This window comes from Pseudoalteromonas sp. NSLLW24 (genome assembly GCF_015864725.1).
In the GTDB taxonomy this organism is placed as follows: domain Bacteria; phylum Pseudomonadota; class Gammaproteobacteria; order Enterobacterales; family Alteromonadaceae; genus Pseudoalteromonas; species Pseudoalteromonas arctica.
In genome coordinates this window covers 210,234-234,835 of record NZ_JADYWQ010000006.1, presented here as the reverse complement: position 1 = coordinate 234,835, position 24,602 = coordinate 210,234, and the positions used below count along the sequence as shown (strand labels likewise).

The window sequence follows — 24,602 nt, the reverse complement described above, 5'->3', positions numbered from 1 at the left end:
AAATGAAATTGTTTACTCAAATGACAAAAACGGCTCTTTTTGCTGCAAGCCTTACACTAAGCCTAGGTTTTACAGGTAATAGTATCGCGGCAGAGTCAATGGATCTTGACTCGTTACTTAAATCAATTGAAGACGGGAAATCGGTTCAAAGCGCACAAAACAAGCAACGAGAGCAAGAATTTACCTCGCGTCAAAACGAACAAGTGCAAATGCTAAAAGATACACAAGCAAAACGCAGTCAAATGCTTGGTGAATCAGAGCGATTAGAAACACAGTTTGAAGAAAACGAAATTAAGCTTGCTAATTTAACCGATACTTTATCAAAGCGTATGGGATCACTTAAAGAACTATATGGCGTTCTTCAGCAAGTTGCTGGTGATTCAAGCAATAAATTTGCAACATCGGTTGTATCGGCAGAAATTCCGGGGCGAAGTGCTTTTATGGACGATCTCGCTCAAAAAATGGGCTCAACATCAAAGCTTGCCTCAATCGACGATATTGAAAAAGTGTGGTATGAGCTGCAACGCGAAATGACCGAGCAAGGCAAAGTAAGTCGCTTTAATACTACGGTTATAGTCGAAGGTGGTAATAAAGCACAGCAAGAAGTTGTTCGCGTAGGTGCTTTTAACCTTATATCGGGCGGTAAATATTTAGAATACAACCCAGGTACGAATACACTAAGCGAACTAACTCGCCAACCAGTATCGCGCTACACATCAACAGCGGGCGATTTACAAGAAGCTAAGACAGGTGTTGTGCAGTTTGCACTTGACCCAACAGGTGGTTCAATTTTAGGTTTACTCGTTCAAGCCCCAGATACTGCAGAGCAAGTACATCAAGGTGGCGCTGTTGGTTACGTAATCTTAGGTGTAGGTTTACTTGCATTATTAATTGCAATTGAGCGTTTTGTATCGCTATTACTTGTTGGTGGGAAAATTCGCCGCCAGCTAAAAGACAGCGTAGCGAGAGATGACAATCCACTAGGTCGTGTTATGAAAGTTAAAGATGACTACCCAAATGTTGCCTACGACACGTTAGAGCTTAAATTAAGCGAAGCTATTTTACGCGAAATGCCAAAAATAACGCGTAACTTAACACTTATCAAAATTATATCGGTAGTTGCACCGCTATTAGGTTTACTTGGTACGGTAACCGGTATGATCAATACCTTCCAAGCAATTACACTATTTGGTACTGGCGACCCTAAACTAATGGCTGGTGGTATTTCTCAAGCACTAGTAACAACCGTATTAGGCTTAGTTGTTGCAATACCAACCGTATTTATTTACACGCTACTTAATACTCGCTCAAAAGGTTTACTGCTTATATTACAAGAGCAAAGCGCCGGTATTATTGCAGAGCGAAGTGAGAAAGGAGAATAAGCCATGGTGCTATTGATTGACTCAATCAATGCTATCCGTGATTTTCTCGACACTGGTGGCCAAGTTCTCTTGGTCATTGGGGTGTTAATCTTCGCGATGTGGTTATTGATACTCGAGCGATTTATTTATTTTTTTAATGGTTTTCGTGGTTATAAAAAAAATGTTAAGGGCACATGGACTGCGCGAAGTGAACGTAATAGCTGGAATGCTGAGCAAATACGCCAAGCAATGATTTCGCGAGCAAGTATGCGTCTTAATGCTAACTTACCGCTTATTAATGTGATGGTGGCGTTATGTCCGTTGCTTGGTTTATTAGGCACAGTAACAGGAATGATTGAAGTATTTGATGTGATGGCAATTACAGGCACAGGGAGTGCGCGCTCAATGGCATCGGGTGTATCCAAAGCAACTATTCCAACAATGGCGGGTATGGTAGGTGCGTTATCGGGTGTATTTGCCTCAACGTACTTACAACGCAAAGCAAAGCGCGAAGTAGAGCTTCTACAAGACAATATGGTGTTAGACCATTAAATAATTTTTAATAAGCAGTGACTATAAAGCCGCTTATTTTAGGAGAATAAAAATGAGAGCCCCTTTAGGTAATTTAATGCAAGAAGACGAAGCTGAAGAAATAAACATGACACCTATGTTAGATGTTGTATTTATCATGCTTATTTTCTTTATTGTTACAGCGTCGTTTGTAAAAGAATCGGGTATTGACGTAAACCGCCCTGAAGCAGCAACAGCTGTTAAAAAAGAACGTGCAAACATATTAGTGGCGATTTCTGACACGGGTGAAATTTGGATTAACAAACGTCAAATTGACATACGCGCAGTGCAAGCCAATATTGAGCGTTTAAAAGCTGAAAACCCGCAAGGTAGTGTTGTTATTCAAGCTGATAAAAAATCAACAACCGATACTTTAATAAAAGTAATGGATGCAGCACGCGCAGCAGGTGTGTTTGATGTGTCGATTGCGGCTCAAGAAGCATAAGGGCAGGCAATGCGTTATTTAGTAGCATTAGTTATAGCCGGTGTAGTGACCTTTATGTTGTTTTTAGGCATGCAGGCACTTATTACTGGTGGCGAAGGTGTAATGAGTGAACCCGCCAAGGGTAACGTACTTGATTTTGTCAGGCTTAAAAAAGAAGAAAGCGTGCAAAAAAAAGAACGCAAACCACAAAAACCACCAACGCCTAAAGAGCCACCTCCGCCAATGGAATCGCCGCAAATGCAAAATAGCGACGCGACTGCGAACGCTAATAACTTCGACTTTGGCGCCAATGTGGATGCAGATGTAAATTTAGCCGGTGGTTTAGCGCTTGAAACAAGTGATGGTGAGTATTTACCTATTGTTAAAGTGGCGCCTGTTTATCCTCGTCGCGCATTATCACGTGGCATTGAAGGCTACGTTATTGTTGAATTTACAGTAACTAAGCAAGGTACGGTGCGAGACCCACAAGTGATTAAAGCAGAGCCTGAGTCTCTCTTTGATAGAGCGGCGATGGATGCAGCCCTTAAATTTAAATATAAACCGCGCGTAGTAAATGGTGAAGCCGTTGAAGTTGCGGGTGTTCAGAACAAAATATCTTTCCAAATTAGCGGTTAATTTAGTAATTAACCACGAGTAAACGGACAGAAATGCGAGGCGATTATGAAACTATTTATTAAATCTGTTATGAAATTAAGCCCTACAGCTAAATTTTTAAAATTAACACTATTTTGTACCGCTGCGATCAGTACAAGTATTGTTGCACCAAGTGCTCTAAGCCTGATACCAGGGCTAAATGTAGCTACGGCATATGCAGAGCAAGAGCAAGAGCAAAAAACAAAACGTGTACCAGCGCTTCGCGAAAAGGTCTACAGCCAACTCGCACGCGCACAAAAACTCGCTGATGATGGCGATGTTAAAGCAGGCCTTGAAGCGCTTGATAGCATTCAAGAGCGAGCTTCAAGCATGAACTCGTACGAAATTGCGATGATGCATAATTTTTATGGGTTTATTTATTACAACGAAAACGATTTACCAAAAGCGATAGCTTCGTTTGAAAAGGTCGTAGCAGAGGAGGCCATTCCCGAGTCGCTTCGTTTAAGTACTACCTTTAGTTTAGCGCAACTAGCTATGGCTAATAGTGATTACACTAAAGTTATCGCATTTTTAGATGACTGGGACAGTATTAACACTAAGCCTAAAACAGAAGGCTATTACTTGCTAAGGGCTCAAACATACTATCAGTTAAAGGATTATAAAAAAGGGCTTGAGTATATCTCCCAAGTTATCTCCTTAAGTGATAGCGAAGGTAAAACCCCTAAGGAAAACTGGTTAGTACTACAGCGTGCCATGTACTACTCACTTAATCAAACTGACAAAGTTGTTGAAGTACTTGAGCGCATGGTAAAGCTCTATAAAAAACCTGAGTACTGGGTACAATTATCGGGTATGTATGGCGAAACTGGGCAAGAAAAAAAGCAGCTAGCAATTATTGAGGCGGCTTACCAGCAAGGTTTTTTAACATCTAAATCTGATCTACGCCAATTAGCGCAAGTGTATTTATATAACGGTTTGGCTTACAAAGCAGGCGTTGTAATGAGTAAAGCGATTAAAGAAGGTGTCGCAGAGCAAAACGCTAAAAACTATGCCTTTATAGCTGAGGCGATGATCCAAGCAAAAGAAGACGAAAAATCAATAGAATACTTTGTAAAAGCAGCTGATTTATCATCCAGTGGTAAGTATGACCAACGCTTAGCTGAAGTGTATGTTAACACTGAGCAATACGAGGAAGCGGCCGACGCAGCGCGTAAAGCACTTGATAAAGGCTCACTTGATTTTGAATCAAATGCATTTGTTGCCTTGGGTATGGCTCAGTACAACTTACAAAATTTTGATGCCTCTATTTTAGCGTTTGAACAGGCAGAAAAACACAAAAAATCACAGCGTTTAGCACAACAATGGATTAAATATGTAAAGCGCGAGAAAGTGCATGCAGAAACATTAAGAACGGCACTGCTTTAAGCTTTAGTAATAACGTTTAAATATAATTTCATAATCGCAAATCCAAACCACACTATTTTTAGTGTGGTTTTTTTATGTTTTTAATAAATTAACTACTTGAATTTTATGTAAATAACTTTGTCATCTTATGTTTATTAAAGTGTAACTGTAATGTCATATAGCTACCGTAAGGTAGGCGCTGCTGATAACTCAAGTGACCTTAAAGCATTACTTAATGTTTTAAGGTGACTTGAGTTTATTTAAAGCACTTAACAAAATAATTAAATACTTTAACGGAGTGAACAATGAAATTATCTGACTTATTTAAAGTTAGTTTGATTGCAACTGCAATATCATTAGCGGGTTGTGGTGGTGACTTAGTTGTATCTGAAGGCGACACAACAATAAATGAAGGCGACACAGTTACTAATGTTGTTGAAGGTGGCAGTGATACAGTAGATGAAACATCATCGCGTGATGATTCTCAAAATGGAACTACGGGTTTTCCTGCTGATATCGACAATGCACTTGTTCAAGGCTTAGCAACGGATGTCTCAAGTGAATTTCCAGCAATAACAGATAAACCAGTGTATCGCTTAAGTGCTGATACAACATTGATTGCTGATGTTTCATTAACTAATGATGCACATTGGATTGTGAGTGGTCGTACTGCTGTGGGTAATGACCGCGCAGATAGTACAACGCTTTATGTTCAGCAAGGTACAACGATTATTGGTGAGTCAGGTGATGACTTTTTAGTTGTGCGTCGAGGTTCACAAATTGAATCAGTAGGCACTGCAAGCCAGCCTATTACGATGACATCAATTCAAGATGTTACGGGTAGCGAGACAGCAATTGGCCAATGGGGTGGTTTGGTATTACTTGGTAATGCACCTGCAAATTCATGTGGAGACCAACAAGGTGAAGCAACAGCAGACGAACTTGCTAACTGTGGTGTGTCAGCTGAAGGTGATGCAGGTCAATTCGGTGGAAATATTAGTGATGATAATTCAGGTACTCTAAAATATGTACTTGTTAAGCAAGCAGGTAAAACGCTTGGTAATGGTGATGAGTTAAATGGTATTACATTTGCCGGTGTTGGCTCTGCAACTACGGTTGATTATATCCAGGTTCATGAAAACCTGGATGACGGTATCGAGTTTTTTGGTGGTACGGTTAATGTAAGTAATGTAGTGCTGACTAACATTGGTGATGATTCACTAGATTGGTCTTTTGGTTGGACGGGTTCGGCTACTAATGTTTACATTCAACAAGCTGCTAACGTAGGCGATAACGCTATTGAAGCGGATAACTCTGAGTTTGATTCAAGCGCCACGCCATTAACACTGCCTACTATATCTAACGTAACAATCGTCGGTGCAGAAAGTAATAATGGTATTCGTCTACGCGCTGGTACTGCGGGCGCTCTTAAAAATGTATTTGTAACGGGTCCTGCTACTTACGAAAACTGTTTACGTGTAGGGTCTGATTCAGTTCCTCGCGCTGAAGATGGCACACTAACGATTGTAAACTCTATTGTGGCGTGTCAAACAACGGCAAATAATTTTGGTAGTGAAGTAATTAACGGTGGCGATGTACAATCTTGGTTTGAAGGACAAGATGGTAACCAAGTACTTACGCCGGTAGAGCTTATGCTTGCTGATGACGGTTACACGCCACTTGCTGGTTCACCGCTTATCGCAAATGGTCAAATTGGTGCTTTTGATGGATCAACTAACTGGATGGAAGGTTGGACTGTCGGTATTAATGGCGGCTTCCCTACTGATATTGATAACGCGCTCGCACAAGGCTTAGCATTAGATGTTTCTAGTGAATTTCCAGCAATTACAGATAAACCAGTATACCGTTTAACTGAAGATACAACGTTCACAGCAGATGTAACGCTTACTAACGATGCACATTGGATTTTAAATGGTCGTACTGCAGTTGGTAATGACCGTGCAGATGCAACTATATTATATGTTCAAGCGGGTACAACGCTAATTGGTGAAACAGGTGATGACTTTTTAGTTGTACGTCGTGGTTCACAAATTAATGCCAATGGTAATGCAACTGCGCCAATCACTATGACATCTATTCAAGATGTAACAGGTGCTGAAACAACGATTGGTCAATGGGGCGGCTTAGTATTATTAGGTAATGCACCTGCTAACTCGTGTGGCGATCAAACCGGTGAAACGACAGCTGAAGAATTAGCTAACTGTGGTGTATCAGCTGAAGGTGACGCTGGTCAGTTTGGTGGTGATATTATCGATGATAACTCAGGTGTTCTTCGTTATATTGTTGTTAAACATGCAGGTAAAACGCTGGGTAATGGCGATGAACTTAACGGTATCTCATTTGCAGGTGTTGGTTCACAAACGAAAGTTGAATACATTCAAATTCACCAAAACCTAGATGATGGTGTTGAGTTTTTTGGTGGCACAGTTAATGTTCGTAACATTGTACTAACTGATATTGGCGACGATGCATTCGATTGGTCATTTGGTTGGTCGGGTCGTGCACAAAATATCTATATTCAACAAAGTTCAGTTGAGGGTGATAACGCAATAGAAGCTGATAACTCAGAATTCGATTCAAATGCGACACCATTGACTAAACCGCTTATTTCTAACGTAACAATTGTAGGTGCTGATGGTACTAACGGTGTTCGTTTACGTGCAGGTACAGCGGGCGTTCTACGAAATGTTGTTATAACGGGCCCTGAAGGTTACTCAAACTGTTTACGTGTAGGCTCAGACTCTGCTGCTAATGCAGAATCGGGTGAGTTGTCTATCGAAAACTCAGCTGTTGCATGTAGTGAAGATAATAACTTTGGTTCACAAGCAATTGGTAGTGGCAATGTGCAGTCTTGGTTTGAAGGTCAAACGGGTAACTTAACGCTTACGGCTTCAGCACTTAATTTAGCGACAGACGGCTTTACACCAAAATCGGGTTCACCTTTATTAGGTGCTGGTGGGGATTCATCTGAGCTTGACTCGTTCTTTACCAAAACAGATTACATCGGCGCATTCGATGGCGATAATAATTGGATGGATGGTTGGACAGTTGCTATTACACCAAGCTTTCCTGACGATATAGCTAATGCATTAGCACAAGGACTTGCAACAGATGTTTCTGCTAGCTTCCCTACAATTACAGACAAACCTGTATATCAATTAACCTCTGATGTTGTATTTACATCTGATGTAACACTGACTAACGATGCGCATTGGATTTTAAAAGGACGTACAGCCGTTGGTAATGACCGGGCTGACAACACAACACTTTATGTTCAGTTTGGTACAACGTTAATTGGTGAGTCGGGTGATGACTTCTTAGTTGTTCGCCGTGGTTCTAAAATTGAAGCGGTAGGCAGTGTAAATCAACCAATTACTATGACGTCAATCCAGGATATGACGGGCGGCGAAACTACGATTGGTCAATGGGGCGGTTTAGTATTATTGGGTAATGCACCTGCTAACTCATGTGGCGACCAACAAGGTGAAGCTACCGCAGATGAACTTGCAAACTGTGGTGTGTCTGCTGAAGGTGACGCAGGCCAGTTCGGTGGTAATGACCCTGAAGATAATTCAGGTACGCTAAAGTATGTTGCAGTTAAGCAAGCGGGTAAAACGCTGGGTAATGGCGATGAACTTAACGGTATTACACTTGCGGGTGTTGGTCGTCAGACTGAACTAGATTACATTCACGTTCATGAAAATCTAGACGATGGTGTTGAATTTTTTGGTGGTACTGCAAATATTAGTCACCTTGTTTTAACAAGCATAGGCGATGATTCACTTGATTGGTCATTCGGTTGGACGGGTAAAGCGCAATATGTACTGATTAAACAATCAGACTCTGAGGGCGACAATGCAATTGAAGCTGATAACTCTGAGTTTGATTCAAGTGCAACGCCACTAACAATGCCAACTATCTCTAATGTAACAATTATTGGTAATGTGGGTGTAAATGGTATCCGCTTACGTGCAGGTACTGCGGGTATGCTTAAAAACGTAGTGGTGACAGGCGGGGCAGACTATTCAAACTGTTTACGAGTAGGCTCTGATTCAGCGCCGCGAGCAGAGGACGGTACATTAACTGTTACTCACTCAATCGTTGCGTGTGAAACCGCTAACAACTTTGGTACGCAAGCAATTGGTACAGGTAATGTTGAATCTTGGTTCTTAGGACAAACAGGCAATTCAGTTCAAGTAGCCGCTGACCTTGGGCTAGCAGATAATGGCTATATGCCAACTGCTGAGTCGTTATTACTCGGTAATGGCTTTGATTCATCAAGCTTAGATAGTTACTTTGATTCTGTAGATTACATTGGTGCGATGGATGCACAAACAGACTGGACAGCAGGTTGGGTAAAAGTAGGCCTTTAACCCAAACCACATTATAGCCGAGCGAAAGCTCGGCTAATGTCTTGTTTTGTTTCGGAGTATAAAAATGAAATCTTTTAAACCCTCTACACTTGCTTTATCAAAGTTAAACTACGCTGTAATGGCTGCGTTACTTGGTTTATCAGTAAATACAGCCACGGCTGCTGAGCAGCAAGTAGAAGAGCAAGAAATAGAAGAAGTTGTTGCTGTAGGGCAACGATTAAAGGGCAGTGCGGGTGCTGTACTGCAAGAACGTCAAAACCAAGCGTTTGTTGCTGATATTATGGGTGCAGACCAAATATCACGTACTGGTGATGGCGATGCCGCCTCTGCACTTCGTCGTGTTACTGGTTTAACGTTAGTCGATGGCAAATTTATTTATGTGCGTGGTTTAGGTGAACGCTATTCTAGTACTCAGCTAAATAGCATGTATGTACCAAGTCCTGATCCTACTCGCTCAGTGGTTCCTTTGGATTTATTTCCATCTGAAATTATTGAAAGCTTGAGTGTACAAAAGTCATTTTCACCGGATATGCCAGCGCATTTTGGTGGAGGTAATGTAAATATTCGCACTAAATCAATTCCTTCTGACTTTTTATTAAAAGTACAAGTGGGTACATCGTACAATACTTCTAATAGCGATACCGGTTACTTTTACAGTGGCGGTGATGATGACTGGATGGGTCGAGATGATGGTTCGCGAGCATTATCGGATGTGTTTACTACTGCGCTTACCAGTGATGCTGGTCTTGAGGGCAATATAAACACTACGTTAGCTGAGCGTAAAAACCTGATTCAATCGCTTGATTGGGATGTAGGTATTTCAGAAAAGGATGTTGACCCTGCCATGAACTTCTCTATTGCCTTAGGTGATAGATTTGAAAGTGAGGTCGGTACTTTTGGTGTGCTTGCAGCCGTATCTTACGATAACGAGTGGGAAGTAGTTCAAGAGCAAAGCGGCTCAAGCCTTGGTAGCTTAGGCTGTGAAGACAAATGTTTTGCCCAGTATTACGATGGTACATCGACTGAGCAAAATGTACGTTGGAGCGGCACATTAAATTTAGGATATGAGTTAAATTCAAACCATAAGTTTGAGCTTACTAATATTGCACTTCATGACATGAGTGACCGCGTACGTAACCGCGATTACTTTGATGCAAATGAAACCGAAGAAGGTGTCACCGAATTACGCCGAGTAGATATTACGTACGAAGAGCGCGAAATGTTTTCGACTCAGCTTAAGGGGACGCACAACTTTGCAGAGCTAAATAATTTATTTTTTGATTGGTATGGCGGTTTAAGTCGAGCAAACCGTAATGCACCAGGTGGTTTAGATGTTGTTTATCAGCAAAACTTAGTTGATGGCGTGCTTGAATCTGAACAACTGCAAGATGTAGCTGCAACAAATATCACCCGTGAGTATCAAGTATTACACGACGATGTTGAAACATTTGGTTGGAATATGGGTATGCCTTTTTATGGTGACGGCTATGAGCTTGAGTTAAAAATAGGCGGCGATTTTTCAGAGAAAAAACGTGATGCAAGTAATGTGAAGTTTGGCATTACGCACCGTGGTATAAGCGATGAGTACTCGTTCGGTTCTAACGTAAGCGATATTTTTGCTGATGAAAACACGGCGAATGACGCTTTTTATGCAAGTGTAACTGGCTCAGGTATTTTTGATGACGGTACCACTGATGGTGATAAGTACAGTGCAGCGCATAAATTAGATGCTTATTATTTTATGGCGGATTACTTCTATCAAAACACTTGGCGTTTTACTGGTGGCGTTCGATGGGAAGATTTTTCGCAAGTATCAGTCGGTTATGAAGCGCATACTAATTTCTTTGAAAATACGCTACAAGAAATCCAAGATGTAGCTATTAATGAAGATAACTTTTTTCCTTCTTTAGCTATTACGTACATCATGGATGAAGAAATGCAATTTCGCTTAAATTTAAGTGAAACAACCATTCGCCCTGATCTACGTGATGTAAGCTCTTCTTTCTTTGTTGACCCGTTAACTGAGTTTTTGGTGAGAGGATCTCCTAGTTTACAAAGTTCTAATTTAAAAAATGTTGATTTTAGGTTTGAATGGTATATGCCATCAGGTAATAATCTTTCTGTTGCATTGTTTTATAAAGACATTGAAAACCCAATTGAAATGGTTGAGCTTGCGGGCGTAGGGGGAGCATCTCCACAGTTATTAACAGCAAATGCTCAGTCGGGTAAATTGTCGGGTATTGAAGTTGATTTTTTAACTGACTTTGGCTTTATAAATAAAGATTGGTCTTCAGCATTTTTGTCAGGCAACGTTACGCTATCTGACTCAAGTGTTAATTTGGGAATTAATGATTCAGACGGTGTTGACTCACTGTTTGAAACACAGCTTAAAGAAGCCCTTGAGGCCGATACAGTATCGAATATTGTAACTAACAATGAGCGTCGTTTAGTTGGTCATTCTGAGTGGGTTGCAAACTTACAAATGGGCTATGACTCGGATGATGGATTTCATTCTACTTCATTAATTTATAATGTGTTTGGTCCTCGTATAATTGTACCTGGTACACGTGGTAATGAAGATGCAGAAGAAAAGTCGTTCCACTCAGTTGATTTAGTTTATTCTTACTTCCCTAACTTTAACTCTAAAGTTAATTTTAAGGTTAAGAATATGCTTGGCCAAGAAAAAGAAATTGAACAAGAAGGTCTTACCCTTTGGGGACAAGACACCGGCACTGAGTTTAGTTTAAGTTATAGCTATGAGTTTTAAGCTTTATTTAAAATAAAACTCAAGGAATGAAATAATAAACTTCACTATCTATTAGCTCTGTATTTTAATACAGAGCTTTTTTGTGTTTATGCTCAGTATGAAAAATATTTAAGTTCTGTTTTATTCGCTAGTTTTAGCCGTCTACGAGTGTTAGTTTAGCGTTAATGAAAATTAAATCTCACGCAATGAATTTAATTTTTAATGTATTAAGGCATCTTTTATGAATCAAACAGTGGAACAAACAATGAAAAAAGTAGGATTAGTCGGTTGGCGTGGCATGGTTGGCTCTGTGTTATTAGAACGTATGCAGCAGCAAAGTGATTTTGCACTGATCGACACCACCTTTTTCACCACCTCACAAACGGGTCAACTAGGCCCAGATATAGCAGGCGACGCAAAACCATTACTAGATGCAAGTGACATTAGCGAACTTGCTAAAATGGATATTATTGTTACTTGCCAAGGCGGCAATTACACCAATGCGGTATATCCAAAACTTCGAGAGTCGGGTTGGGATGGTTACTGGATTGATGCAGCTTCAGCTCTGCGTATGAGTGAGGACAGCATAATAGTGCTAGATCCTGTAAACAAAGACGTTATTGAACAAGGTTTAGCGCAAGGCGTAAAAACCTTTGTAGGCGGTAACTGTACTGTATCACTAATGCTACTTGCTTTAGGCGGCTTGTTTGAGCAAGACCTAATTGAATGGGTTAGCCCAATGACTTACCAAGCGGCGTCGGGCGCTGGTGCACGAAATATGAAAGAGCTTATTGCACAAATGGGCGCTATTCATGCAAGTGTTGCAGATAAACTAGATAACCCAAGCTCTGCTATTTTAGAAATTGATAAAATAGTAAGTGAAACAATGGCGTCAAAAGACTTACCACAAGACCAATTTGGTGTGCCATTAGCGGGCAGTTTAATCCCGTGGATTGACGTACCTATGCCAAGCGGTCAGTCTAAAGAAGAATGGAAAGCGCAAGTTGAAGCGAACAAAATTTTAGGTTCTTCAAAGCAACCAGTGCCTATTGACGGTTTATGTGTACGTATTGGCGCTATGCGTTGTCATTCACAAGCAATGACCATTAAGTTACGTGAAGATCTTAGCGTAGAAAAAATTGAAGAAATTTTAGCGTCTCATAATGAGTGGGTTAAAGTTATTCCGAACGAGCGCGAAATTAGCGCAACAGACTTAACACCTGTTAAAGTAACAGGTACTCTAAGCATTCCTGTTGGCCGTATCCGTAAACTTGCGATGGGTCCTAAATACATTAGCGCATTTACAGTAGGCGATCAGCTTTTATGGGGAGCGGCAGAGCCACTTCGTCGTATGCTACGCATAATTGTTGATGGTGAGTAATACCAATTCGCAATAATACTTAATCAATTTGAGGGGTTAAATCTGACGCTAACTACGTTAAATATTTCTGATATAGAACAACTAAATAACGAAATCTTTGCCTTGTTATCGACACGATTTTTCTTCCCTCAAAATAGATCACTTAATTAAGCGAATTGGTATAATATATAATCAGTATTAACAAAAGGGGTTGGCAATTTGCCAGCCCTTTTTAGTTTAATGGCTTATAAAACCGCTTAAGAGGCTTAAACAATACTTTTTTATGAATGTTCACTGTTGTTTATTATTGAACTTAAGTAAACTGTTTACATTGTGCAACAGCCTATTCAAGTAACATTAATGACCTCTCATATAAATAACTTTGCCAATAAGCGATTAGCATTTGTTAGCTCCTATTTTAGTTCTGCAATTGCTATAAACACGGTTGTTTCTTGTTTTCTTATTTTTAGCAGTATTAACCACAGCGCCTCGCAAGAAAAACTTTACTGGCTTTTTACGTTATCATTTATTTCATTACTTCGAATAGCCAGCCATGTATTTGTTAACAACACCCATGCTTTTAAATATCATCTGTATTTTATAGGTTTATTATTAACGACTTTAACATGGGCTGCTTTCCCCATTTTGTTTTATGAAAATATGCCAATGCAGGAGAAGTTTGTATCACTCGTTGTTTTTAGCTCCCTTGCTGGTGGCGGTGTAAATGTTTTAGCTTCTGATATTCGTTCCTCCTTGTCGTATATAACCTGTTTACTGGTTCCTTTTAGTATTTTATTACTTTTACAGCCTATTGAAGATGAGAATGTACTAGGTATTTTAGGGCTCGTTTTATGGTTTATTTTGTGTTTTGTTACCGCTGTACGTTCTGCTAAAGATGTAAAGTCATCAATTAATAATGAACTTAAGTTAGATCAATTTATTGAAAACTTAGAAAACGAAGTGCAACTTCGTACCGAACAAATAATCCTTTTAGAGCAAAAAGATAATTTAACTAAATTGTTTAACAGGGGGAGCTTTGTTTCTAATGTTGAACTTGATTTAGCCAATCAAAATGATGATATTAAAGCCGTTTTATTTTTAGATATGGATGACTTTAAAATCATCAACGATAAATACGGTCACGATTTTGGTGACTTTGTTCTGGCCCAAACAGGTAAACGATTAGTTGAAACACAAACTCAGGGCGATTTTATTGCTTGTCGTTGGGGAGGGGATGAGTTTATTTTTTATTCTCGTAGTAACACCGAAGACGAACTTTTTGACTGTGTTTTTAGATTAGTTAAAACTTTAACGAAAACAGTAAGCATGGATAGCTATCAAGTAAACCCTTCTTTTAAGGTTGGGCTGTATTTTACGCGTGAAAATTTTAACCTTGAAGACGCGATTAAATACGCTGATGTTGCTATGTATGAAGGTAAGAAAAGCCGTAATGAAATATCAGTATTTGACGAGCGAATGCATGAATCGCTTAAAAGAGAAGAAGTACTTCGTAGCTCAATTAAAGAGTGCGTAGAAAAAGGTGACTTTCATCTGTGTTATCAACCTATTGTTGATATAAGTACAAATGAAATAACCACGTTTGAAGTACTACTTCGTTGGCAGTTTAATGATGAATTTATCCCCCCTTCAGAATTTATAGATATTGCAGAGCGATATGGAAAAATTAATATATTAGGTGAATTTGTACTAGAACAAGCCATCGCGAGTTTAAGTAAGTTAAACGCTGTGAATAGTAAGATTGGATTGTCGATTAATGTGTCGGTGCTGCAACTAGAAAACCATAACTTTTTAGATTTTTTAGTTGCGCTTTTAAGTAGGTACGCAGTCAAACCATACAATGTGCATTTAGAGATAACAGAAACAGTCATGATCAAAAATTTACCGTATTTGTCAAAAGTGATTACGGCCATAAAAAATACCGGTGTGCGTATCTCTATTGATGACTTTGGTACTGGGTTTTCTTCTATATCGGTTTTAAAAGAGCTATCAGTTGATTACATTAAAATAGACAAATCTTATATTGATAACATTTGTGAATGCTCAAAAGATAAAAGTATTGTATCTGCGGTAACTAACATGTCGCATATGATTGGATGCCAAGTAATAGCTGAGGGCGTAGAAAGTCCAGCTCAGTTAACGTTATTACAAAGCTTACAAATTGATAAGTATCAAGGTTTTATATTCAGTAAACCAGTTAGATTTGATCAAGCATTTTCACTTATAAGTTAAAGGGATACACTCGCTTTATATTCAATTAAGCATTGCTGTATAAATTACATTTTGCAGCAATGTCTTATTTTAAATACTGGATTTACATCATTTTTTCAGAAAAACTTAAAATCTATATTGCATTTTACTACCTTAGAATATTTCCCTACTCGTACTTTTGAATCTTCATATTCATCGTTCACTCTTAAAGTGGTATAACCTTTGCTCTTAATACGTAGATTAGCCTGTTTAGCTACAATGAGGCTACCAACGATGTATTTTAAATGCGATCTACGTAGTGTTATTACAATTTTGCGTAATTCTTACATGTTTAAAATGCTCATTTGAAAGTATTAAGTAAAGGAAATTACAATGAGCTCGGTTTCTAATTTATTTCATAGCAAATGGTTTAACTCATTAGCGGTTACTTTATTAGTCCTTATTATTGCCAGAATAGCCGCGCCTTATGTCGTTCAGTATTACGTAAATTATCAGTTAAAGCATACGCAAGGTGTTACGGGACATATTGGTGATGTAGATTTGTTTTTATATCGCGGTGCCTACGCAATTGACGACGTTGAAATTTACGCTGTTGATGCAACTTCAGCCCCTAAGCCTTTACTGAGTATTCAAACTCTCGATTTTTCACTTGCGTGGTCAGCCCTTTTAAAGGGCAATTTAGTAACAAACATGGCCTTTACGCGTCCTGAAATAGTTATTTACGATAAAGACCCCAATGCTTCTGAGCAAAATAAACAAGTAAAAGACGAAACTACCTGGGTAGGGCTCGCCAATAATTTAGTACTGTTCTCTATTGATACCTTAACAATTGAGCAAGGCAAATTAACTTTAGTTAACTCAACTAATAGTGGTGAAAAACCCACTTTTATATCAAATATTAACGCTCGAATTGAAAATATAACCAACGCGCAAAACCTATCAAAAACACTAGTGACTACTCTAAGCGTAGAAGGTGCATTAATGGGGGAGGCCGGATTAAAGCTTGATGGCAAATTAGATCCCTTTAGCAAACAAGCCAATTTTGATTTTAACGCAGAGGTACAGCGTTTCTCTGTTAAAAACCTCGATACTGTATTTAAGGTATACACGCCTTTTGATATTGAAGCGGGTGGCATTGATGGCGCTATGGAACTTGTAGCTAAAGACAATAACTTAAATGGTTATGTAAAAGCGGGCGTTCAAAACTTGAGTGTGTTCTCGTGGCGCGAAGATATAGAAAAAGATGACGACGGCATATTTACGGCCATATTTGAAGGCAGTGTTGATTTACTCGGCTCTATCCTCGAAAACAATGAGTCTAAACTTGTTGCTGCACGCATTCCTATAGAAGGGCAATTAGACAATGCGGATGTTTCGACTTTCCAAGCAGTTACTTCGGTTTTAAAAAATGCTTTTTTTGATGCGTTTAAAATGAAAGTAGATAACGTTATTTCTTTTGAAGATACGGATGAAAAACCTGATAACGAGGAAAATTAAAGCTCTTTGGTAATTCTATTTCAATTAGATCTTTAAATTGCACCCACTTTTTAAACTTTAAGTGGGTGCTTTAGTACTCTTATCAGATTAGTTTTTGCGGTTACTCAATAGCTCTTTAAGCTCAGCAATTTGGGATTGTAGTTCGTTTACTTGCCCTTGCGTTGCAGGTAATGAGCTGTCGTCTGCGAGCTCTTCTCGCGCTTTGCGGTGCTCCTCACTCATAACTTCTAAAATGGCACCTACCATCATATTTAAAAATACAAATGCGGTTAAAAATATAAACGTAAGGTAATAAATCCAGCTTAATTCGTACACCGCCATTGTTTCGTACATTATGTCGGTCCAATCTTCAAACGTCGCCACCCTAAACAAGGTAAGCATTGAGATTGATACGTCTTGCCAAAGTACGGGGTTTATTTCCGCAAACATCATGCTGCCCATTGCAGCGTATATATAAAAAATAACAAACATTAATAGGGCTATATAACCCATTTGCGGAATGGCTTTAAGCAATGAGTTAACCAATAAGCGCAGCTCTGGGATCATCGATACCAATCGCAGTACTCTAAATATGCGCAGTAAACGAGCAATTAACATAGTAGAACCAGCAGCAGGATATAAACTGCCCAATACTATGATGGTGTCGAATATATTCCATCCTTTAGAAAAAAAGTGTTTTATGCCTTTACTTGCAATAAAGCGGATTACTAGCTCAATTAAAAAGAATGCGGTAATGCCAACGTCCATCCAATTTAGAGCAAGCTCTACGGTAGGATGTAGTGAGTAAGTGTGCGCACCGACTGTCAGGGCAGAAACAATAATTACAGCTATAACAAATGATTGAAATATCTTGCTTTTGTCTATACGCTGAAACAACTTTTGTAACTGCGACATCATAGAAATAGATCCTTTGGAGATTAAGATTTTATGGCGCTAATATACAATAATATTGTAATAATTTAACGCTTTTTCGATATAGAAAGTGTAAGGAAATTTAATGTTTATCAATAAACTAAAAAGTAGCGCATTACTTATTGTTGGATTATGTGTTTTAGCTGGTTGTAGCTCTGACGCGCGTTTTCATGAAGTTCAATCGGCGCGCCTTGATGAGTGTAACTATAAAGCCGACAAAGAATATTACGAATGCCTAGATAAACAAGACTCTAACTACGAAGAGTTTAAAAAACAGCAACAAGCCCAGACTAAATAAGTAACCTTTATATTTATGACTAAAACTCAAAAGCAGCGCGATAAGCACATTCGACTAGCACTTACTAATGCATGCGAGGCAATAAAAGAAAGCGTAATTGGTTTTGATTATCTAACGCATACCATTGATTTAAATAACGAGGCCAATACGTTAAAAGTACAGTGCTATTTTAATGATGATATAGCCCTTGAAAGTGCAAAACCGCAACTTAACGAATTAACAAATATAATACTCAAAGAGCTTACGAGTATTAAGTTGAACGCAAAACCAGCACATATTTCATTTTCCGCCAATTAACAGAGCTTTTGTTGGTTTGATAGCACATGGACGTTATAATTAGATAAATTATTTTTAGGGTTTAAATTATGGCTGTTCCTACGCGTTCGCAAATATCACCAGGTACCACAGTAAATATTGTATTAAAAGAAGATCAACGCAGCGGCACATTAACTGAGGGTGTTGTTGAGCGCCTTTTAACAAAATCACCAAATCACCCACACGGCATTAAAGTACGTTTAGAAGATGGTCAAGTTGGCCGAGTAAAAGAGATTTTATAATGGCAGCGTTAACAGAACAGGCTTTTTGGGAATTAGTAACAACGCCTGATTTAGGGCTCGATCCGCAAAGTGTGAGCGATAACCTAAAAACTAAACTTAATGATTTAAGCGATCAGCACCTTATTGATTTTGATAAGCATTTTGGCATACATATGCGCAAGTGTTTTACCTGGGATTTGTTTGGTGCCGCCTTTGTGATGGCCGGATGTAACGACGATTACGGCTTTAGCGAATTTAGATGTTGGTTAATTTCGCGCGGTAAAACAGTATTCGAAAACGCCTTAGAAAATGCTGATTCTATAGCGCAGTGTACACCTGTTTATTACTTAAACGAGCAGCCTTATCCGTACATTGATGAGTACGACTTAATAGCCGGTTTATTATTTGAAGAACGTAACGAAGACGAATTGCCGTTTATCCCATCTGGCAGTGATGAACCCAAAGGTAAACGTTTTAAAGACAAACCTAAGTTTTTAAAGCAAAGCTACCCTTTATTATTTGCAAAGTACTGGCAATAAAATAAATACCAATTCGTATAACTAGTTAAACAATCTAATGAGTTCAATTTACCCTTACAATTAAGCGCATTGGTATAAATCGTTTTGTTGTTTAAGTACGTATTAAATAAAGTGCTTAACAACAAAATGGTTCGTAATGAGTATCTAGGGCATGTTTACCTTTGGTGGTTGAATTTGTTCAATCCAAGAAGGATTTAATCGCGGCGCGAAATTTGTAAACTAGTGGGCTCGACAACTGCTCCTGGGTTATTCTAATGGCTTACATCCATGTAAGAATAAGTAAAAACCGAGCAAAGCTTCCGCGTCCTACTCACGCGCTCGCTCCTGTAATACGACTTCTCTCCTTTTATAGTAAATCTCTGTTATAGTTGTTAAAAGTTATAAAAGCTAAGTGATTAGGCATTTTGCTATTATTTAACACGCTGACTCACGAGGATACACCCACGAAATGAAATATTTAACACTCGCTTTATTAACTGTCGCTTTTACAAGTGCAAATGCTTTTTCTGAGCCGAGTAATAAAACACGATTTATACCGTTTTTAAAGTCAAAACTGGGGGCATACGAAGTTGTGTCGACCAATTCAGGGTTATGCGTTAATAGCGATTTGAGTTTGACAGACGAAAGTGATTTAAGTGCAGGTTTTAAACTTGGAGAACAAATTGTATTTGGATCGCTCCACAATGGTACTCGCACTATTAAAAAACCAAACTTTTGTTTTATAACCAGTACGCTTAAATATAAAAGTGATGGCCTTGAAAACGGTTTAAGAATGAGCCGTTGTGAAAACCCTGCAAACGAAAAAACAATCAGTCAAAGTATCAAGTTTTTAGCTGATAACACACTAAAATATACATTAAGCGAACCTAGTGTAGAGTGCACATTTAAAAAAGCAGACGAGAGCAAATAAAGCATCTAGTAAGTAGTAAATCATTCGCAGTATATTTTAGGGATATCGCGCCAACGCGTAGTGTACTGCGGCGATAAAAAATCACGGTTCATGTGCCATCGGTCATTTAATTTACTGCTTGCAAGGCTGAGCATCCCTTTTCCGTATCGATTGTTAATTGTATCTAGGCATTGCATAAGCTTTGGATTATCAGGGCTCTTATTAAATAAGTCATTTTGCTGAAACTGTTCTGATATTAGCTCTACCGCGCCCACACCACACTTATAAAATCGGATCCCCGGTTGGTAAATATTATTAAATACCTCAGATACAGCATTAGCCATCACGCAGGTGTCGTTAGTGGGTGAGGGGAACTTATACACAAACGACTTTTTATAATATCTGTTTTCGTGCGCGCCACTGGCTGCAAAAATATAAAGCTGGTGAGTAAGCGAGCGTTGCGCTCTTAGTTTATTAGCCACTGTGGTTACATGGTTAATTAGCGCTGTTTTAAGTGCTGTTGGCTCGCATATGCGCTCTCCAAAACTACGGGTCGAATAAATCTCTCGCTTATCTTGTCGTACATCATCCCAGTTTAAACATGTTATCCCGTTAAGTTCGCTTACTGTACGTTCAACAACCACACTAAATGCACGGCGCATTGCTTTAGGGTTTTGCTGAGCAAGATCCCAAGCGGTGTGTATATTCATTATTTTAAGCTTTTTAGCTAGTCGCCGGCCTATTCCCCACACATCTTCGCAGCTCATTCTTTGTAAAATAGCTTGGCGAGTTTGCTCGCTATTTATTACTGCTACGCCATTAAAACCACTGAGCTTTTTAGCGGCGTGGTTAGCGGCTTTTGCTAAAGTAGGGGTCGGGCCAAAACCAACACCTACAGGAAGTTTTGTTTCGCGCCATACTGTGCGCCTTATTGTATGGCCGTATTCATGCCAGTCTTTAATTAACGATGTGTAGCCATTAAAGTGCAAAAACGATTCATCAATACTGTATATGTGCTGTGTATCGCAAAAGCGGCCAATAATATTCATCATCTTGTCGCTTAAATCAGCATAAAGCTCGTAATTGCTAGAGCGAATAACAACGTTGTTTTGCTCAAGCAAATGCTTAACTTTAAAGTACGGGCCAAATTTAGGAATATTTAAGCGCCGAGCAATAGGGCAAATAGCGCATACACAGCCATCGTTATTGGTAAGTACAACCACGGGTTTGGAGCGAATAGCAGGGTCGAATACTTTTTCGGCACTGGCATAAAACGACACAGCATCAACTAAGGCATACATTTTAGTAACTCTGGGCTTTGCCTGTGCATTCTTATTGATAGCGTTACTACGCCTTCTAGCTGAAATTCGTCTGCAGAGGTTAGTTGTACAGGCTTATGTAAAGAAGAAGCTGAAAGCAGCCGTGCATTGGTTTTATCAAGTAGTTTGCATACAAAAAGACCATTTAAGTTAGCAACAATAACGTCACCATTTTCTGCAGGCTCTGCACGGTCGATTACTAATAAGTCCCCTTCAAAAATTCCGACTTCTTGCATAGAGTTACCCGATGCAATACCAATAAACGTAGCATCTGGATGCTTTATTAAAAGCTCATCAAGGGTTACACCTAGCTCGGTGTACTGCGCTGCGGGGGATTCAAAACCACACACGCCTGCTTCTATATAAATGGGAATGACAAACATAACACAACCTAAAACGCATATACTGTATAAGTGTACAGTATATGCGTTTTGTGTAAGTTATGCCAAGAAATGTATAACTGATCAATCCATGTTTTTGATCATTTGTTGTGCGGTATCTAAAAAGTCTTTGATTTGTTGAGGATTTAAGTTTTTACACATTTGATTATTTATTTTCTGCTCTGATGCTAATAACTTATCAAAAAGAACTTTACCTTGCTCTGTGAGCGACAAAATAAAGCAGCGTTTATCGTGCTCACTCGCCTGTTTATTAATTAAATTTAAGCCAATAAGATCTTTAATTAAACGTGCTATTTGCGCTTTATCGCGCTGCGTTTTAGTAACAATATCGTTAGCCGTACAGTTATTTACGTTCGCGATAATATGTATGCAGCGTACGTGCATAGCATTAATACCCAGTTCGCCTGCGTTAATTGCTTCACGAATTGTGACACGGTAATTTTGCATTAGTTCAAACAGCGTATTTGATAAAGGTGTATTCATAGAACTCTCAATATAGTTGACAAAGTCAATTAATTTGCTATAGTTGATTTTATCAACCAATGGGGCGTTGTGCAATACCTGCTTTTTATAGCAGCCAATTATTATACCAATCTGCTTATATATGGGGTCTATTTAACGTTAAGAAAATTACGCTAGAACTAGGCAAAAACTTTTGTATCTAGGGTCTGTTGTTCTTTGCGGATTAAAATTTGTTCAAACTAGGGGCTATTTAATCGCGGCGCGAGATTTGTAACCTAGTGGGCTAAGTAAAAACCGAGCAACAAAGAGTAAGTAGCCCCTAGGAAGAACCCTTTGGGCAGCGCCTGTTTGGCATTAATGCTACGTTATCGCCCATTTATGGGGAATAACCACACTGCATAGTCTCTGCCTTGCCTAAATACCAAACAGGCTGCTGCAAATTTAATCTTGAAAGATCAACAGACCCTAGTCGTTCTAAATAAAAATTTTAACAACGTTATAGTGCAATTTAATTCGTTAAATTGATCAAAGATTTATGCAGGTTGGAATTAAAGTCTAAGTTTTGTAAAACGAGGTAATACATGAGTAAACAAGTTCGCAAAGCCAACGTATTAAGTACACAGCAAATCACACCCCACCTACAGCGTATTATTGTAGGCTCTGATGATTTTAAAGACTTAACCTCACAGCACATTGGTAACTATGTAAAAGTACTGTTCCCAAAAAATGGTGAAGCAGATTTTAACTTAAAAACAGCCTGTATACGGTCATATACAATAAGGCATGTAGATGCACAAACAGGCGCGCTAACGCTTGATTTTGTTATAAATATGCACCAAGGTCCGGCAACTGACTGGGCTAAAACTGCAAAAGTAGGTGATGAGCTAGGTATTGCAGGCCCAGGCCCTAAAAAGCTAGATAATTATGAGCATTCGCATTATGTATTACTAGGCGATTTAACATCGGTAAATGCAATAAAAGGGTATGCGCAGCAATTACCTTTATTTTCAAAAATTGATGCCTTTGTACATGTACCCACCGAAAAAGACATTATTGATTTAGAAACAAGCCGCGATGTTAATTGGCTTGTTACCGACAACGCTGACGAAGTGCTACTTAGCGCGCTTCAAAATTTGCACATTACAGCAGAGCCTCCCATTGTATTTATGGCATTGGAAGCTGGGCTTGTACGTAGGGCAAAAACACTGCTAACAGAGCAATTTAATATACCGCGCAGTAATATTGTTTCCTCAGGTTATTGGAAAAAAGGCGTAGATTCAGAAGGCTATAAAAAGCAGCGCCAACGTGATGCACAGCTTGCCTGAATACCTTAGAGCAAAATAACATATACCTATTTTGCTTTAATACCTCTGCGTAACTTGAATTGACCTAATAGCAGACCCATTTAAGTGTTTTATGCTAATGATGTAATCCATTATTAGCATGCATTTTTAGGAGCTGCTATTTTGTTAAATTCCATTCCTTTTTCGTTATTAGAACTTGCCCCCATGATCAAAGGGGACAGCGTTACTAACACTCTTCATAAAAGTACTAAATACGCCCAACGTGCAGATGAACTTGGCTTTAACCGTTTTTGGCTTGCTGAGCATCATAATATGCCAGGAATAATTTGTGCTGCCACTTCTATTTTGGTTGGACACATTGCAGGTAATACCAAAAAGATACGCGTTGGATCGGGCGGTATTATGCTGCCAAACCACTCCCCATTAGTTGTTGCTGAACAATTTGGTACGTTAGAGAGCTTATATCCAGGGCGAATAGATTTAGGACTAGGGCGTGCCCCCGGCAGCGACCCTGTAACGAGTCGTGCATTAAACAACGATATGAGCCGTGCAGAAAACTTCCCGGGTGAAGTAACTGAGCTGCAAACATTGTTAGGTCCTTACAACGGTACGCACCCTATACGTGCTATACCGGGTGAGGACACAAACGTTCCTATTTGGTTATTAGGCTCGAGTTTATTTAGCGCGCAACTAGCGGCGCAAAAAGGGTTACCGTATGTATTTGCAGGACATTTTGCACCGCGCTTCGTGCACGACGCAATAGCGTTGTATAAGCGCGAATTTAAAGCATCAAGCGTACTTGATAAGCCATACGTCATGCTTGCACTGCCTTTAGTGGCAGCAGACACCGACGATGAAGCGCAATACTTGTCGACTACTTCTAAGCAACGTGTGCTCGAACTGATACGCGGTAACGAGCTGTGGCTAAAACCACCTGTTGAAAGCATGGACGGGTTATGGAGCGAACAAGAACGCGCTCATGTAGAGAACTTTTTAAGTCTAAGCGTAGTAGGCGGACATGTAAGTATTAAACACAAGTTAGAGATGATAGCGAAACAGCTAGAAGTTGATGAGTTTATATTTACCAATGATGTATTCGATAGTGAAAAACGCCACCGTGCACTCGAAATTTTAATGGAAATAAAGCACTAAAATATAGTTAGTTAAGCAAGCGTACACTCTGGGCTTGTTAACATACAGACATCATCAAAAGTTAAACTTTTTTAACTCATTTTATTAACTTTAAGTGATGTCTGTATTTGTTATTTAAATATTCAAAGTAAATTTGATTGCTATTTTTAGTATATATTTTGCTTTACATACCGTTCTGTTTTTTCAATCG

The 24,602-nt window shown here is 39.2% G+C and carries 21 protein-coding genes; 17 read left to right on the top strand and 4 right to left on the bottom strand.

The features are described 5' to 3' along the window. Positions 1-2: 2 nt before the first annotated feature. From I6E72_RS08680 to I6E72_RS08635, 10 genes are all read left to right on the top strand, one after another. Positions 3-1,382, top strand: coding sequence for a MotA/TolQ/ExbB proton channel family protein (locus tag I6E72_RS08680; protein ID WP_197111903.1), 1,380 nt, complete (start codon positions 3-5; stop codon positions 1,380-1,382). 3 nt (positions 1,383-1,385) lie between these two features. Then, on the top strand, positions 1,386-1,913 hold the full coding sequence (locus I6E72_RS08675; RefSeq protein ID WP_197111901.1) for a MotA/TolQ/ExbB proton channel family protein: 528 nt from the start codon (positions 1,386-1,388) through the stop codon (positions 1,911-1,913). Between the two features lie 52 nt (positions 1,914-1,965). Next, the gene (locus tag I6E72_RS08670; RefSeq protein WP_024591042.1) at positions 1,966-2,376 is read left to right on the top strand and encodes an ExbD/TolR family protein; all 411 of its coding nucleotides are present in this window, start codon (positions 1,966-1,968) and stop codon (positions 2,374-2,376) included. 9 nt (positions 2,377-2,385) lie between these two features. After that, positions 2,386-2,991, top strand: a complete 606-nt coding sequence (locus I6E72_RS08665; protein ID WP_024591041.1) for an energy transducer TonB — start codon at positions 2,386-2,388, stop codon at positions 2,989-2,991. Positions 2,992-3,060: 69 nt separating this feature from the next. Next, on the top strand, positions 3,061-4,395 hold the full coding sequence (locus I6E72_RS08660; protein WP_197111947.1) for a tetratricopeptide repeat protein: 1,335 nt from the start codon (positions 3,061-3,063) through the stop codon (positions 4,393-4,395). Between the two features lie 284 nt (positions 4,396-4,679). Continuing rightward, positions 4,680-8,768: a hypothetical protein gene (locus tag I6E72_RS08655; RefSeq protein ID WP_197111899.1), complete on the top strand. Its 4,089-nt coding sequence runs from the start codon at positions 4,680-4,682 to the stop codon at positions 8,766-8,768. 64 nt (positions 8,769-8,832) lie between these two features. Further along, on the top strand, positions 8,833-11,535 hold the full coding sequence (locus tag I6E72_RS08650) for a TonB-dependent receptor domain-containing protein (protein ID WP_197111897.1): 2,703 nt from the start codon (positions 8,833-8,835) through the stop codon (positions 11,533-11,535). A gap of 220 nt (positions 11,536-11,755) precedes the next feature. Continuing rightward, positions 11,756-12,895 (top strand): aspartate-semialdehyde dehydrogenase, encoded by a 1,140-nt coding sequence (gene asd, locus I6E72_RS08645; protein WP_197111895.1) that lies wholly within the window; start codon positions 11,756-11,758, stop codon positions 12,893-12,895. Between the two features lie 339 nt (positions 12,896-13,234). Beyond that, on the top strand, positions 13,235-15,124 hold the full coding sequence (locus I6E72_RS08640; protein WP_231620518.1) for a putative bifunctional diguanylate cyclase/phosphodiesterase: 1,890 nt from the start codon (positions 13,235-13,237) through the stop codon (positions 15,122-15,124). A 351-nt stretch (positions 15,125-15,475) separates the two neighbouring features. Further along, entirely contained in the window at positions 15,476-16,600 is a 1,125-nt protein-coding gene (locus I6E72_RS08635; protein ID WP_197111891.1) for a DUF748 domain-containing protein, read from the top strand. 87 nt (positions 16,601-16,687) lie between these two features. Here I6E72_RS08635 and I6E72_RS08630 read toward each other — a convergent pair whose 3' ends face one another. Continuing rightward, positions 16,688-17,497 (bottom strand): ion transporter, encoded by an 810-nt coding sequence (locus I6E72_RS08630; RefSeq protein WP_007583228.1) that lies wholly within the window; start codon positions 17,495-17,497, stop codon positions 16,688-16,690. 100 nt (positions 17,498-17,597) lie between these two features. On the opposite strand from I6E72_RS08630, the gene I6E72_RS08625 reads away from it, so the two are divergent. The 5 genes from I6E72_RS08625 (at position 17,598) to I6E72_RS08605 (ending at position 19,795) form a co-directional block, all read left to right on the top strand. Continuing rightward, a complete protein-coding gene (locus I6E72_RS08625) occupies positions 17,598-17,810 on the top strand; it encodes a hypothetical protein (RefSeq protein WP_121954678.1) in 213 nt (70 codons plus the stop codon). Positions 17,811-17,825: 15 nt separating this feature from the next. Next, positions 17,826-18,107, top strand: a complete 282-nt coding sequence (locus I6E72_RS08620) for a hypothetical protein (RefSeq protein ID WP_007583225.1) — start codon at positions 17,826-17,828, stop codon at positions 18,105-18,107. Between the two features lie 68 nt (positions 18,108-18,175). Next, positions 18,176-18,367 (top strand): YwbE family protein, encoded by a 192-nt coding sequence (locus tag I6E72_RS08615; protein ID WP_007583223.1) that lies wholly within the window; start codon positions 18,176-18,178, stop codon positions 18,365-18,367. Then, on the top strand, positions 18,367-18,885 hold the full coding sequence (locus I6E72_RS08610) for a DUF4240 domain-containing protein (protein ID WP_007583221.1): 519 nt from the start codon (positions 18,367-18,369) through the stop codon (positions 18,883-18,885). Before I6E72_RS08615 ends, I6E72_RS08610 begins: the two co-directional genes overlap by 1 nt. Before the next feature lie 448 nt (positions 18,886-19,333). Continuing rightward, positions 19,334-19,795: a hypothetical protein gene (locus I6E72_RS08605; protein WP_010552920.1), complete on the top strand. Its 462-nt coding sequence runs from the start codon at positions 19,334-19,336 to the stop codon at positions 19,793-19,795. A gap of 20 nt (positions 19,796-19,815) precedes the next feature. On the opposite strand, the gene I6E72_RS08600 is transcribed toward I6E72_RS08605, so the two are convergent. From I6E72_RS08600 to I6E72_RS08590, 3 genes are all read right to left on the bottom strand, one after another. Further along, complete coding sequence (locus I6E72_RS08600; protein WP_024591032.1) at positions 19,816-21,075, bottom strand: Y-family DNA polymerase; 1,260 nt, start codon at positions 21,073-21,075, stop codon at positions 19,816-19,818. Next, the gene (locus tag I6E72_RS08595; protein ID WP_010552918.1) at positions 21,063-21,476 is read right to left on the bottom strand and encodes a S24 family peptidase; all 414 of its coding nucleotides are present in this window, start codon (positions 21,474-21,476) and stop codon (positions 21,063-21,065) included. The genes I6E72_RS08600 and I6E72_RS08595 overlap by 13 nt, the downstream gene beginning before the upstream one ends. 81 nt (positions 21,477-21,557) lie before the next feature. After that, on the bottom strand, positions 21,558-21,977 hold the full coding sequence (locus tag I6E72_RS08590) for a MarR family winged helix-turn-helix transcriptional regulator (protein WP_007583213.1): 420 nt from the start codon (positions 21,975-21,977) through the stop codon (positions 21,558-21,560). Positions 21,978-22,537: 560 nt separating this feature from the next. Between I6E72_RS08590 and I6E72_RS08585 the strand changes: the two genes are divergently transcribed. Further along, entirely contained in the window at positions 22,538-23,281 is a 744-nt protein-coding gene (locus I6E72_RS08585; RefSeq protein ID WP_197111889.1) for a siderophore-interacting protein, read from the top strand. A gap of 141 nt (positions 23,282-23,422) precedes the next feature. Continuing rightward, positions 23,423-24,412: an LLM class flavin-dependent oxidoreductase gene (locus I6E72_RS08580; RefSeq protein ID WP_007583209.1), complete on the top strand. Its 990-nt coding sequence runs from the start codon at positions 23,423-23,425 to the stop codon at positions 24,410-24,412. Positions 24,413-24,602 lie beyond the last annotated feature (190 nt).